Genomic DNA, 12,676 nt, shown 5'->3' on the forward strand with positions numbered 1-12,676 from the left:
CTGTAATTAATTTAAGTGGTTAATGCGTTCTTTTTTACTTACGATATCAGTAATTCGTACGCCAAAGTTTTCATCAATGACGACAACCTCACCTTTTGCAATTAGACGATCGTTCACACGAACATCAACCGGCTCTCCGGCTAACTTGTCCAGTTCGATAATAGATCCTTGAGAAATACTTAATATTTCTTGGATCGTTTTTTTCGTACGCCCTAGTTCCACTTTTACTTCCAGAGGAATATCGAGAAGCATATCAAGATTTTTCATCTCGCTAGTTGGTAAACTCGGTTTTTCAAATTTAGAAAAAATAGCTTTTTCGACAACATGTTCTTGTTCAGCTACAGCCTTTCGCTGACTCTGTGCAGGTCGATCACTCGTGCTTACAGTCTCTTCACGAACTGGCGATGGTTCTGAATTTCTCTGAACTTGTTGAGCTTCAACTACTCCATCTTCTTTACTGCTTGCCTCTTGTGATTCGCCAAGCAAAGCCTGCGCATAGCTTTTGCCAAAAGGGACCCCAATAATTTGCAAAAGCTTCGAATCAATTAAGTGACCTACTTTCAAAGAAAACGAGATTGCAATAAGATGTTCACCATCAGGTACATAATTAGGTCGTTCTTGTTCTTTAAAGTCGACAATTTGAACACGAGGTGGTGAAATATCTACACGACGATTAAATAATGTTGACATTGACGTTGATGCCGAACCCATCATTTGATTCATCGCCTCTTGAACAGCACTTAAATGCATGTCAGTTAACGCTTCATTTGGGTTTTCACCAGATCCTCCAAGCATGAGATCTGCGATAATCGCTGCGTCTTTAATCGTAATGACAAATAAGTTCGATCCCTCAAATCCTTCCGTATAATCTACATATACGACCACATGAGGATGGGGGAATAAATCATTTAACGTTGCTTTATTTATGGAAGACAAAGTGGGAGTGGTAATATCTACTTTTTGATTTAACAATGTCGATAAAGCGGTAGCTGAACTACCAAAAGAAATGTTTCCGATCTCTCCAATCGTATCTTGCTCCATCGGTGTTAAGATGTCGTCGATGTTCACTTCATCATTTGATGGGGTCCCCAGTTCAGACTCTTCTTCTTTTAACCCTTTTAAAAGGGCATTTATTTCATCTTGGGAAAGAGGTTTCTCACTCATCTTCCGTTCCTCCTACAATTTCAGTCACTTGAATGGCCATTCGTTCTCGCTGCAAGCCTGGTTGCCCTTTAAACTTTAACGCGCCACCGACATTAATGTTCAAAGCGGATGTAATCGCTTGACTTAATGGGATAACATCGTCTTCACTTAATTTCAAAAATTCCTCAATCGTGATTTCAGAATCTCCTAATTCCACAGCGACATCAATTGATGTTTTTTTAAGCTGTCGATTCATCACGTCTTCTTCTTCTGGAGACATGGTTCGACGTTGTTCTTGAAACCAGTGATGATTTGTTAACTTTGGTAAGACGCTCTCTAAAACAACGTGAGGCAAGCAAATCGTCATTAGTCCAGACGTTTCAGCGATGCTAGTTGACAACGAAATGACCACAACGGTCTCATTTGGTGAAACCATTTGTAAAAAATGAGGATTTACTTCTGTCGTTTCTGAAACAGGTTCGAGCTTAATAACAGATGTCCATGCCTCAGCAAAACTACGAACCATTGAATCAAATAAACCCGAAAGAATGTTTTTTTCAATGTCTGTTAAGTTATCAATTTTGTTAATGCTCATCCCTCTACCGCCAAGTACGCGATCAAACATCGCATAAGCAATATTAGGGTTGGTTTCGAGTAAAAAGCGACCTTCAAGTGGCCTTGGTTCAACGACATTTAAAAACGTCATCGAAGGAATCGAGCGAATGTACTCTTCATAAGGTACTTGCTCAACGGACGCAACTTGAATTTGAACGAGAGACCGTAGCCTTGCCGAGAAATAAGTCGTTAAAATACGCGCATAATTTTCATGAATACGCGAAAGGTTTCTCATTTGATCCTTCGAAAAACGCAATGCCCGTTTAAAATCATACGTGCGGACTTTTTTTTCGGCTTCCATTTTTAATAAATCTTCTGCATTCATTTCACCTGTTGTTAATGCTGAAAGAAGCTCATCAATTTCCCCTTGTGACAATACATCTGCCATAAGCACACCTCTTTTTATTGCACAACTTTAGTCGTGGTATACACAGCCTCCACACGCCCTGAGTCAAGGTGTTGGTTTAATTGTGTTTTTATCTGTTCCTCTAGTTCTTGTATGCCTTCTGAACCTATCAACTGATCTGCTGAAATCTCTGCAAGCGCGAGCAACACGACATGTTTCACTTGAAAATCACGCTTCTCTAACTCTGCTAATGTTTGTGCCTCATCAAGCTGGATTCGAAATTGTGCCCGTATGAACTCGCCACTTTTTAAATTCGTTGTCATTTCTTCCGTATCAAACGAACGTTTGTTGATCTCGTCAATGGAAGAGCCTGCATCTGCTGTAGATTCTTCAAACGGACCAATGTTCAGTACGTACAGTCCTCCAATTAAAAGGACTGCACCGATTATCAAGCTTAATGTAACTCCTAGAAGCCGTTTTTTCATTCTTTATCAAGCTCCTGCTGTTTATAAGACCCGATGAGACCAATGTCTCGCATTCTTTGATTAATCGCATTGCCCACATCTTCTAACGAGTCCGCAACGATAATTTTCTTTCCACTTACAAGTGTAATCGTTGTATCAGGTAGAGCTTCAACATGTTCAATCAATAAAAGATTTAATAACATTGAGCGTCCATTTAATCGCGTTACTGAAATCATTTACGCTCGCCTACCTTTTTAAATTCACAATTTCTTGTAAGATTTCGTCTGATGTTGTGATCACTCGTGAATTTGCTTGGAAACCTCTCTGCGCAACAATCATCTCTGTAAATTCATCCGTTAAATCCACATTGGACATTTCCAAGAAGCCACTTTGTACTGTGCCTGCTCCATTACCAGCGGCAAAGTTTGGCGCTCCAGATGAAGCTGTAGCAGCAAAAAGATTGCCACCTGCTTTTGTTAAACCATCCGGGTTTGCAAACGTCGTTAATCGTAGCGCGGTCCCACCTGCTTCAGAACCGATAAAATTAATGTTTCCTGCTGAGTCAACCGTCACATCTGTTGCATCTGCAGGCACTTGAATTGGGTTGCCAGCGTTATTTAACAAGTAAGCACCAGAGCTGTTGACAATATTGTTGTTTGCATCAATATAGAAATTTCCAGCCCTCGTGTAATACGTTTCACCATTTGAAGAAACGGTAAAAAACCCGTCTCCATTTATCATCAGATCAAGTGAGCGCCCTGTACTTTGAGCAGGTCCTTCACCATGAACCGTATCAATTGCCCCTACAGTTGAACCAGTCCCAACTTGTTGTGGGTTTACACCACCTTGATTTGCTCCAGGAGCAAGAGGAGACTGCATCTGCTGACTCATCAAATCTTCAAACATTACACGCCCTTTTTTGAATCCGTGGGTATTTACATTTGCAATGTTGTTCCCAATTACGTCTAATTTGGTTTGGAACCCTTTCATACCTGAAATACCAGAATACATTGATCGAATCATTGTTTACCGCTCCTGTTCTTTTGTTTGAGTATGTTCACGTATTTCTAACAGATGACCAGCTTCTATCCAGTTATCCCGGTCAATTTCAACAATCATTTCTCCAGTTTGTGCATACTTTACGGCTGTGACTTTCCCTTGACCTTCTTCACTTTCTTTTTTCCACGTAACGTCTTTGCCAATAATTTCACTTAAATTCATCAATTGCTGGCTTTTTTGGTCCATATACATATATTGCATGGTAGCGTTGAGCTGGGTTAACTGCTCAAGTTGAGAAAAGGTAGCTAGCTGAGCGATATATTCTCGATCTTCCATTGGATTAGTTGGATCTTGATGTTGAAGTTGCGTCATTAACAACTGCAAAAATGCTTCTTGTCCTAATGGATTTGCCGGTCCTTTCGTTTGCTGTTGCTGCGATGAAAGGTATAGACTTGGATCAATTTGCGTCATCTTGCTTCACCTCTGTTTGTAAGATTGCCGCCATCCATTCTTTAAAATTCGTTCTCGGTTTCTTTTCTAACTGTTCAGCGTGCTGTCTTTTTCGATCTTGTTCCTGTTGGCTATGGTGCTCATTTTCTTCAGGTAACTCTTCCTCAATTTGTAGCACTTCAACTTTCGTATCTTGTAAAGCACCTAATTGACGAAGTTGCGGCAGCGAACGTTCAATTGCCTCTTTTGCATACGGCCGCTCAGCAGAAATGCGGACGATATATCCTTGGGCTTGTTGAATAAATTGTATATTGACACGTCCAAGTGATTCAGGATGTAGTTTTAACATCACTTGTTGCTGGCGGTCATTTGTGTAGGTTGTCTTTGCCGCTCGTAAAATACGCAGCAATTGTCTCGCTAATAAAGAATCGACGGGCTCCTGTTGTTTCCCCGGCATTGATGCTGAGCGGACTTCTTGGAGCGCATCGCCCCCCTCTTCTTTTAACTGAAACGCCAATCCATGTTTTTGAGTATCCCCGTTAGGTGAAGGAATGCCTCGCTCATTATTTATATCAGGGAAACGATCGCTGCTATGCGCCGAGCTTTCTTGTGACTGGTTTTGCTCGCTTTTGGACTGGTTAACCTTTTGCGCAGTTTGCTTTTCTACACGCACAACATGCTCGCCTACTTGTTTATCGTCAACTTCTAGCTTATGAACAGGTGTTTGTCTATCATCGATCTTTTGCTCAGTGACAATCGTTTGCTTAAAATCCATTTCTTGCTCAGATTCCATTGTTTGTAGCATTGCCTTATCTTGACTCTTCTGGAGGAGCGCTTGACGATCGTAACGGAGTTCTTGCTGGTATGTATTCTGCGTCTCGCGCTTCTCATTATCAAGCGACGACAACATGTCCGATTGGTGGGAAGACTCATTAGCTGTATGTAGAAAAAGAGAGACATCACCTTGCTTTTTTTCTTCCGATCCATATCCATCTTTATTCAATAAAATTTGTTCTTCCGTTTCAGAGCGCAACAAACGCTCTTTTTGAATAGGAGAGCTACTGGACTCCAGCTTCATGTTTGGACTCCCCAAACGATAGGAGGGTTCTAAGGAAACCAGCGATCCCTGATCCAATGTTCCGACGTCTTTTTTTTCTTTTCCACGATCAAGGTTTGCATTCATTGCCATTCCACTTTCTTCACCAAAAACGCTGTTGTATAAACCGTCCTGCTCCTCTTGTTCATAAGGGCTGTGTTTACGTTGATTCGTGTTTGCTACATGCTGTCCATCCTGTTGAAGAGGACGATACTCATCGTTTATTGGCATAACCCGTTCTCCAGAAAGCAGGGATTCGTATACTTTCTTGCTCAAATCAAGAGCCTGATCTGTTTCTTGATCCGACCTTTCTTTTGCAATGTCGCTTTCTTGATCTTGAACAGCATTCTGTAGTGTGGCCGCAATTGCTTGAGCGAATAAACCAGTACTTAAAAATGTGTCCCTCTCGGGATGTTTCCCATTAGAAGAGGTGTATGAAGAACGATTTTCAGAACCCATGCTCAATAATTGAATCATTCGATCACCCGCCTTCATCTGCTAACTGTTCTAAGAGTTGCGCTGCTTTATCGGCAGGCAATCGCCCCACGATACTCGCTCTTAATGTTTCATCCATTGATCGGACATGATCATAGGCAACATCGATTGCCAATTCGTCAATAATTGCAGCTGCTCGCTTAGATGACATTTGTTGATAGGTTTTGATGACGTTTTGTAATCCATTTTCTTCATCGTTGTTCGTTGCGCTTTCTACTGATACAGGTTCGGTTTCTTCCGTTTGCTGCAAATCGCTTGCACGTTCCTCTTCCATTGAATTCCATTCAGCTTCCTTTACAACCAACTCATTTTCTAACTCTCTTAATTGATCCTGTAACATTATGTTTTCTTGTTCAAGTTCAGCAATGACCGCTTCCGAATTTGTATCGCTGGAGGAATTGAAAAATGAACTCATGCTTGGCATCCCAAACAGAGGGCCGACATAGATAAATCCAATAACGACTAGCAGAATAATTGGGGTAACGAATGAAACTATGAGAAGTCTTGATTGCTTTTTCTTTTGTTTTTTCATTAGACAAACGCTCGATTAAATTGACTTATACTTACTTCATCCATCTCTTGCTGCTCTCGTTTTCGTTCATCAAATTCATGCTGCTGTGCTTGTCTTTGTTTTAAGCGCTCAAACTGCTTATATGATTTTGCACGCACTTTGTATTCCATTTCTTGCTCTACCATCTTTGTTCTAGCCCCGTCCGTCTCCACTTTTTTCTCAGAAATGGTTTTCTCTAAGCGGGAAAGATAGACGTTTTGACTAACATATTGGTCCATCGTCATGCCTTTTAGTTGGCGCTCTTCCATGTTACGTTCTAGTCGTTCTTTTTCTTTTAACAGTTCATAGAATGATGTTGCCACTACCTCAAATTCTCTTTGAGCGTCATCAAATCGTTTTTTAGCTTGATGTTGCTCACGGTTTTTCATGTTCATCGCTTGTTGTAATGAGAATGAAAACGTCATCTGTCACGGCTCACTCCTTTCACTACATGCAACATTTCGGTATAAGTCGATTCGAACGTGCATGTTTCGTCAGTTTGTTGTGACAAAAACTGCAACAGGTGCGGCATGGCTTCTATTGCTCGATCGATAGAAGGTGAGGCACCTTGTTTGTATGCTCCTAGCTGAATTAAGTCTTCTGACTCTTCATAATCAGCTAACCATTTTCGCATTTCTTTAGCTGCTACTTTGTGATCTGCTGAAACCAGTTCATTCATTAACCGGCTCACACTTTTCAAAATATTTATGGCTGGAAACTGACCTTTATTGGCTAACTGTCGATCCAGTATAAAATGCCCATCTAGGATCCCTCGAACAGCATCCGCAATTGGTTCATTCATATCGTCACCGTCAACAAGAACCGTATAAAATGCTGTGATGGTTCCTTTTGCACTTGTTCCTGTCCGTTCCAGTAATTGCGGTAGCTTCGCAAAAACAGAGGGCGGGTACCCTTTTGTTGTTGGAGGCTCGCCAATTGCTAACCCGATTTCTCGCTGGGCCATTGCAAAACGAGTGACGGAGTCCATCATTAGATTGACCGAGAGCCCTTGGTCACGAAAATATTCGGCAATAGCCGTCGCCGTTAATGCGCCTTTTACTCGTTGTAAAGGCGGTTGATCCGAGGTAACAACAACGAGAATTGATTTTTTTAAACCTTCTTCACCTAAATCTCTTTCAACAAAGTCTCTTACCTCTCTGCCGCGCTCACCAATTAGCGCGATGACGTTTATGTCTGCGTCTGATTGTCTTGCAATCATGGACATGAGTGTACTTTTTCCTACGCCACTTCCAGCAAAAATTCCTACTCTTTGCCCCTTGCCCATCGTCAACATACTGTCAATCGCTTTGACACCGACACTCATGACTTCCGTTATGCGTGGTCGGCTCATTGGGGGTGGAGGATCCCGATCGGTTGGGTACATCGCTTCAAAATGCGTTGTATTCCTTTCTAACTCAAGAGGGGTACCTACACCGTCTAGCAACTTTCCAATTAATGATGGTCCTACAGGAATTGTAAGAGCGCTTGTTGTCGTTTCGACCATACTTCCTAATTCAATATGTTCGATTCGATCTAAAGGCATTAAGAGAACGCGGTCATCTTGAAAACCAACAACTTCTGCACGTATCCTCGTTTTCTTTTCACGGCCTGTCCAAATATAGCAGAGTTCGCCAACGAATGATCGTGGTCCTGAAGATTCAATCGTTAAACCCGTTACTTTTTTTACTTGCCCATACCATTTATACACAGTACTTTTTTCAACGTGATTAATAAGTTGTGTCCACATGTTCTCTACCTATCACACTCATGAGTTGATGTTTTAATTGTTTGAGTTGCGTGTCTAAGGAAGCATCTAATCGACCAGCGTTCGTTGTAATCACGCAACTTGATTCAGGACTATGAATATCCGGAATGATTTGAAAATCTTTACAGCTCACTAGACACTGGTACAGTTCTTCTTTTCTATAGACTAATTGCTCGTACCAATGAGGGTGAACATAGACTTTAACCATTTCAAATTCGCGAACTTCTTGTAAAATTTGCTTCATCATAGCAAAGGTGACATCCGCTTCCTCTAACTTTTGCCCTAAAATACGCTCTACCATTGTCACCGCTAAGTCGATTAAAAAAGGTTCATTCTTTTCAATTGAGCTTTGAACTTCCACTTGAGCGTGCTCGAGTATACGTTGGGCTTCTGCAAGCTTAGTTTCATAAATAGCAGAGGCTTGCGACTCCCCAGCAGCAAATCCCGCCTCGTACCCTTCAAGTTGCGCTTGCGCCTTCTGCTCCTCTGCTTCTTGCTCAAGCTGTTCCTTTCGTATCACCAGTGCTTCTTCTATTTGTTTTGCTTCTGCTTTAGCCTTCTCAAGCAACTGATCCGCTTTTTGTCTAGCTTTTCTTTGTTCTTCTTCTAGAAAATCGACTGTAGCAGCATTCTGATTTCTCTCATCTGTTGTGATTGTTTCAACAGATTGTTTTGCTTCCTCTTGGATTGGCTGAATACGAATCGAGCGATTAGAGGATGAGGCTGTATGAGTTCGAATAATCTTAGACAAGGATGTCTTCTCCATTCGTTCGCGCAATCACAATTTCACCTATATCTTCAAGGTCGCGGATTTTTGCAACGATTCGTGATTGTGCTTCCTCCACATCACGTAAACGTACTGGACCCATGTACTCCATTTCATCTCTAAACGCTTCAGACATTCTTTGAGACATGTTTGAGAAAACAGATTCTTTTACATCTTCGCTCGCAACTTTTAACGCTAACTGTAAGTCATCATTTTCCACTTCACGAATAACGCGTTGAATAGCTCGTTTTTCTAACGTGACGATATCTTCAAACACAAACATTCGTTTCTTAATTTCTTCCGCTAGCTCTGGGTCTTGTATGTACAATCCATCTAGAATGGTTCGTTCCGTTGATCGATCAACACCATTCAATACTTCTACAACGGCTTCAATTCCGCCAGCTTCTGTATAGTCTTGTGAGATCGTTTGTGATAGCTTCTCTTCAAGCACTCTTTCAACTTGAGAAATCACTTCCGGAGAAGACCGATCCATCATTGCAATTCTACGTGCCACATCGGTTTGAATCATTTCTGGTAGAGATGAAATGATTTGACCTGCTTGCTTTGAAGGGATATAAGCGAGAATAACCGCGATCGTTTGCGGATGTTCATGCTGTATAAAATTTAAAATTTGTGAAGGGTCTAACTTACGTGCAAAGTCGAACGGCCGTACTTGAATCGTTGACGTTAACCGTTCCATTATTGACGCTGCGCCTTCTTCACCTAATGCCTTTTCAAGGATTGACCGAGCATAAGCAATTCCACCTTGAGCAATGTAATCCTGTGCACTGACAATCGCATGAAATTCTTCTAATACAGTAGCTTGAATATCTTTATCGACTTTTCGAACAGAGGAAATTTCAAGCGATAATAGTTCAATCTCTTCTTCGGTTAAATGCTTGTATACTTGAGCAGCTGAATCAGGACCAAGTGAGATCAATAATATCGCGGCTTTTTGTTTTCCTGTTAATCTTACAATGGCCAAGCGATCACTCCTTTACGAATCCTCAGATAACCATGTTCTAAGTAACTTTGAAAATTCTTCTGGGTTTTGATTAGCTAAATGATTCAACTCTTTCATTTGTTTTTGATCATTTCGCTCTTCTCGTTCTTGAAACGGCACCGAATCAAATTCTTCATGATCGAGTCGTTCTGGTTGCTCATCAACGGCTAGATCTACAGCTTGTTTACGCGTCTTCAGCAAGATTATACTTAGCACGATGATAAACAATCCTAACACACCAGCAACGACGATCATCCAAAGCGGAAGACCTTGTGCTTCTTCTGGTGCTTCTGCTTGAGCTGTGTCTGCAAATGGGATTGAAGAAATTGATACTCTGTTCGCAATAGGCTCATTTTCTCCATCGGCTGACGCTGGAATCGTTGTTTGCACAATTGTATCTAACATCGCCGTAATGTTTTCCATTTGTTGTGCAGGCAATTGTTGAACCCCTTCAGGCGGGTTTATCATGGCTTGAATACTTAAATCTCTTATCCGATAAGGACTTTCTACAATCTCTTTGTGAATACGATTAAACTCATAGTTAACCCGCTCTTCTGTTCGTTCAGATTCGCTATCACCGCCAGGTAAACTTCCTGTATAATTCGGAATTTCGTCTCCTGTTCCGGTTACGCCACCTTCACTAGCCCCAGTTCCTTCATAAAACTCTGTTACGCGTTCTGCACTAACTGCTAAACCTTCCATATCTTCTTCATTAACTGGCTCTACTAAATCTTCCGTACGCTGTTCTTGCGTAAAATCAATGTCGGTTGTGACAGAGACAATTGCATTATTCGGACCTACGACCGCATGAAGCAGCTGCATAATAGTTTGTTCTAAGTCCGCTTCAACTTCTTGCTTAATCTCACGTTGAGATTGATAAGACCCCGTAGGTGATTGTTCTTCTTCTTGGTATGTATAGTTCGTAAAGTTCGAATCAGATAAGACAATGTTTTCTAATGGTAAATTAGGTACACTTCGCGCAATTAAGTGGTAAAGCGCTTTTACTTGATTTTGATCTAACGTTGTTCCAGCCGTTAAATCTAGCACAACTGCCGCGGTCGCTTCCTCTTGACCAGCATTCAACCACACGCTATCTTCGGCTAATGTAATGACCACATTTGCATTTTGCACACCAGAGATACTCCGAATTAATTCTGCTAACTCCGTTTGCATTAAAGACCGCTCGATAACAGTAAACTCATTATCTGTCATGCCAAAGCCCATTTGCTCTTGGAAAAAACTATAATCAATGCTTCCGCTTTGGGGTAAACCTTCAGCAGCTAACTCAACTTTTAAGCGGTCCACCTCTTGTTCAGGAACAAGGATTGTTGTACCATCGTTTGCAACTTCCGACGTAATCCCTCGACCTTCCAGTACCTCTTGTATTTGACCCGCTTCAGCAAGTGATAGATTGCTATATAATGGTGCGTAGTTTGTTCGAAAACTTAATGCAATTAGCGCAGCGATAATTAGCATGATGACAATAAAACTTGCAATAAGTAGACTTTTTTGTAATTTTGAACGCTCATTCCAAAGAAGTTTCATTTTTGATAATAACTCATTTACTTTCTCGCTCATGACGCCTCCATCTAGACATACCTTAGACTTGCATACGCATCATTTCTTGGTATGCTTCCACGACTTTATTTCTCACCTCAAGCGTTCCTTGCAATGCAACAGAAGCCTTATTAGCTGTAATCATTACATCATGTAAATCGATTGGTTCTTTACGGGCCATAGCTTGTGTAGCTGCCGAAGATTGTAACTGGGCTTCATTGACTTTCTCTAACGCAGTCGTTAAAGCTTGTTTAAACGATTGTTCACCTGCGACTTCTGGCTTGACTTCGGTGCGCTGTGCTTGTCCTATTTGAAAAGGTGATTGAATGGCTTGAATCTGCATATTCTTCTACCTACCTTCCGATCTCTAGCGATTTCATTAACATCCCTTTACTCGCTTGTAATGCCGTTACATTCGCCTCATATGATCGAGTAGCACTTGTCATATCCACCATCTCTCGAGCAATATCGACATTCGGTTTCGCAACGTATCCAAGCTCATTTGCATCTGGATGTACAGGGTCATAAATAAGACTCGGTGGTGTCCCGTCATTTACAATTGCACTTGCGACAACCCCTTCATTTAATTGCGCTTTTGCTTGTTGAAGGTGATTGGCAAATGATTGGGGTTGTTGCACAACCATTTTTCGTTGATAGGGCTGCCATTCCCCATTTACGAGCTGACCTCTTGTCGTATCCGCATTCGCAATATTGCTCGATGATACGTCCATTCTTAATCGTTGCAACGTTAAAGCAGAGCTAGAAACATTCATACTATCAAACATGCGTGAACCCCTCCATTAACTACTTCCTCGAATTGCCGTTTCTAATGATTGAAAATTACTCGTTAGTCGATCAACGAGCGCCTGATGATAAATTTGATTTTCAGCCATCAAACTCATTTGCTTATCAATATCTACGCTGTTTCCATTATGATTGTACTGCTGCAGTTGCTGCATCATGTTTTCTTGACTTATATGCGGCAAAGGAAACGTCACATGACGATCGTCCGTTTTACGAGCAATAAAGTCACTCCCATTCGCCTGAGCCGTTTGTAGGACATGCTGAAACGATGCTGACTTCTCTTTATAGTTCGGTGTGTCAACATTAGCAATATTTGAAGAGATCGCTTTTTGCTGGTCTGTCGCGTATTGAAGCGCCCCTTCTAAAACTGATATCGATTGTGTGGTAAACATGTTTGCCTCCTATCCATTCAGAAAGATCATCGTCCCGAATTTAAGCATATTTTACCAGTTCATTTATACATGATAAAATTTTACTAGTTATTTGTGTTTTTGTCTAAGCACTTTTCAATTTTTTTTGATTTTGAGCCTAAAGAACTAATGATTTTATGGAAATAGACAACTATATACCTATAAATAAACTATAGAGCATTGCTTTAAACCTACATAATTTTTTCTATCTCT

Annotated in this window: 16 protein-coding genes; all 16 read right to left on the minus strand. The window is 41.2% G+C overall.

Annotation, left to right across the window (positions count from 1 at the left end; translation table 11 throughout):
* Positions 1–6 precede the first annotated feature (6 nt).
* From fliY to flgB, 16 genes are read right to left on the minus strand one after another with little or no spacing between them, the layout of a single operon-like run.
* Positions 7–1,164 carry a flagellar motor switch phosphatase FliY gene (fliY, locus tag ABC361_RS11620; RefSeq protein ID WP_413074129.1) on the minus strand — a complete coding sequence of 386 codons (1,158 nt, stop codon included), beginning with the start codon at positions 1,162–1,164 and terminating at the stop codon, positions 7–9.
* On the minus strand, positions 1,157–2,146 hold the full coding sequence (gene fliM / locus ABC361_RS11625) for a flagellar motor switch protein FliM (protein WP_413074130.1): 990 nt from the start codon (positions 2,144–2,146) through the stop codon (positions 1,157–1,159). Before fliM ends, fliY begins: the two co-directional genes overlap by 8 nt.
* A gap of 14 nt (positions 2,147–2,160) precedes the next feature.
* Positions 2,161–2,589, minus strand: coding sequence for a flagellar basal body-associated protein FliL (gene fliL, locus ABC361_RS11630; RefSeq protein WP_413074131.1), 429 nt, complete (start codon positions 2,587–2,589; stop codon positions 2,161–2,163).
* Complete coding sequence (locus ABC361_RS11635) at positions 2,586–2,804, minus strand: flagellar FlbD family protein (RefSeq protein WP_413074132.1); 219 nt, start codon at positions 2,802–2,804, stop codon at positions 2,586–2,588. Before ABC361_RS11635 ends, fliL begins: the two co-directional genes overlap by 4 nt.
* Before the next feature lie 10 nt (positions 2,805–2,814).
* Complete coding sequence (flgG, locus tag ABC361_RS11640; RefSeq protein ID WP_413074133.1) at positions 2,815–3,591, minus strand: flagellar basal body rod protein FlgG; 777 nt, start codon at positions 3,589–3,591, stop codon at positions 2,815–2,817.
* Positions 3,592–3,594: 3 nt separating this feature from the next.
* Positions 3,595–4,038 carry a flagellar hook assembly protein FlgD gene (gene flgD / locus ABC361_RS11645; RefSeq protein WP_413074134.1) on the minus strand — a complete coding sequence of 148 codons (444 nt, stop codon included), beginning with the start codon at positions 4,036–4,038 and terminating at the stop codon, positions 3,595–3,597.
* Positions 4,025–5,590, minus strand: coding sequence for a flagellar hook-length control protein FliK (locus tag ABC361_RS11650; RefSeq protein WP_413074135.1), 1,566 nt, complete (start codon positions 5,588–5,590; stop codon positions 4,025–4,027). Before ABC361_RS11650 ends, flgD begins: the two co-directional genes overlap by 14 nt.
* A 4-nt stretch (positions 5,591–5,594) precedes the next feature.
* Complete coding sequence (locus ABC361_RS11655) at positions 5,595–6,140, minus strand: MotE family protein (RefSeq protein WP_413074136.1); 546 nt, start codon at positions 6,138–6,140, stop codon at positions 5,595–5,597.
* Positions 6,140–6,583, minus strand: a complete 444-nt coding sequence (fliJ, locus tag ABC361_RS11660) for a flagellar export protein FliJ (protein WP_413074137.1) — start codon at positions 6,581–6,583, stop codon at positions 6,140–6,142. The genes ABC361_RS11655 and fliJ overlap by 1 nt, the downstream gene beginning before the upstream one ends.
* Positions 6,580–7,905: a flagellar protein export ATPase FliI gene (gene fliI / locus ABC361_RS11665; RefSeq protein ID WP_413074138.1), complete on the minus strand. Its 1,326-nt coding sequence runs from the start codon at positions 7,903–7,905 to the stop codon at positions 6,580–6,582. Before fliI ends, fliJ begins: the two co-directional genes overlap by 4 nt.
* Positions 7,886–8,674, minus strand: coding sequence for a flagellar assembly protein FliH (gene fliH / locus ABC361_RS11670; RefSeq protein ID WP_413074139.1), 789 nt, complete (start codon positions 8,672–8,674; stop codon positions 7,886–7,888). Before fliH ends, fliI begins: the two co-directional genes overlap by 20 nt.
* Positions 8,667–9,674, minus strand: coding sequence for a flagellar motor switch protein FliG (gene fliG / locus ABC361_RS11675; RefSeq protein ID WP_413074140.1), 1,008 nt, complete (start codon positions 9,672–9,674; stop codon positions 8,667–8,669). Before fliG ends, fliH begins: the two co-directional genes overlap by 8 nt.
* Before the next feature lie 12 nt (positions 9,675–9,686).
* A complete protein-coding gene (gene fliF, locus ABC361_RS11680) occupies positions 9,687–11,270 on the minus strand; it encodes a flagellar basal-body MS-ring/collar protein FliF (protein ID WP_413074141.1) in 1,584 nt (527 codons plus the stop codon).
* Positions 11,271–11,292: 22 nt separating this feature from the next.
* Positions 11,293–11,592, minus strand: coding sequence for a flagellar hook-basal body complex protein FliE (fliE, locus tag ABC361_RS11685; RefSeq protein ID WP_413074142.1), 300 nt, complete (start codon positions 11,590–11,592; stop codon positions 11,293–11,295).
* Between the two features lie 10 nt (positions 11,593–11,602).
* Positions 11,603–12,034, minus strand: a complete 432-nt coding sequence (gene flgC, locus ABC361_RS11690) for a flagellar basal body rod protein FlgC (protein ID WP_099301069.1) — start codon at positions 12,032–12,034, stop codon at positions 11,603–11,605.
* A gap of 15 nt (positions 12,035–12,049) precedes the next feature.
* Positions 12,050–12,445, minus strand: a complete 396-nt coding sequence (flgB, locus tag ABC361_RS11695) for a flagellar basal body rod protein FlgB (RefSeq protein WP_413074143.1) — start codon at positions 12,443–12,445, stop codon at positions 12,050–12,052.
* Positions 12,446–12,676: the final 231 nt, after the last annotated feature.

Origin of the sequence: Shouchella phoenicis (assembly GCF_047238345.1) — a bacterium.
Taxonomy (GTDB): domain Bacteria; phylum Bacillota; class Bacilli; order Bacillales; family Bacillaceae_D; genus Shouchella.

Coding starts and splice junctions, on each gene's coding strand:
- fliY (WP_413074129.1), bottom strand. CDS start 1,164: ATGAGTGAGAAACCTCTTTCCCAAGATGAAATAAATGCCCTTTTAAAA.
- fliM (WP_413074130.1), bottom strand. CDS start 2,146: ATGGCAGATGTATTGTCACAAGGGGAAATTGATGAGCTTCTTTCAGCA.
- fliL (WP_413074131.1), bottom strand. CDS start 2,589: ATGAAAAAACGGCTTCTAGGAGTTACATTAAGCTTGATAATCGGTGCA.
- ABC361_RS11635 (WP_413074132.1), bottom strand. CDS start 2,804: ATGATTTCAGTAACGCGATTAAATGGACGCTCAATGTTATTAAATCTT.
- flgG (WP_413074133.1), bottom strand. CDS start 3,591: ATGATTCGATCAATGTATTCTGGTATTTCAGGTATGAAAGGGTTCCAA.
- flgD (WP_413074134.1), bottom strand. CDS start 4,038: ATGACGCAAATTGATCCAAGTCTATACCTTTCATCGCAGCAACAGCAA.
- ABC361_RS11650 (WP_413074135.1), bottom strand. CDS start 5,590: ATGATTCAATTATTGAGCATGGGTTCTGAAAATCGTTCTTCATACACC.
- ABC361_RS11655 (WP_413074136.1), bottom strand. CDS start 6,140: ATGAAAAAACAAAAGAAAAAGCAATCAAGACTTCTCATAGTTTCATTC.
- fliJ (WP_413074137.1), bottom strand. CDS start 6,583: ATGACGTTTTCATTCTCATTACAACAAGCGATGAACATGAAAAACCGT.
- fliI (WP_413074138.1), bottom strand. CDS start 7,905: ATGTGGACACAACTTATTAATCACGTTGAAAAAAGTACTGTGTATAAA.
- fliF (WP_413074141.1), bottom strand. CDS start 11,270: ATGAGCGAGAAAGTAAATGAGTTATTATCAAAAATGAAACTTCTTTGG.
- fliE (WP_413074142.1), bottom strand. CDS start 11,592: ATGCAGATTCAAGCCATTCAATCACCTTTTCAAATAGGACAAGCACAG.
- flgC (WP_099301069.1), bottom strand. CDS start 12,034: ATGTTTGATAGTATGAATGTTTCTAGCTCTGCTTTAACGTTGCAACGA.
- flgB (WP_413074143.1), bottom strand. CDS start 12,445: ATGTTTACCACACAATCGATATCAGTTTTAGAAGGGGCGCTTCAATAC.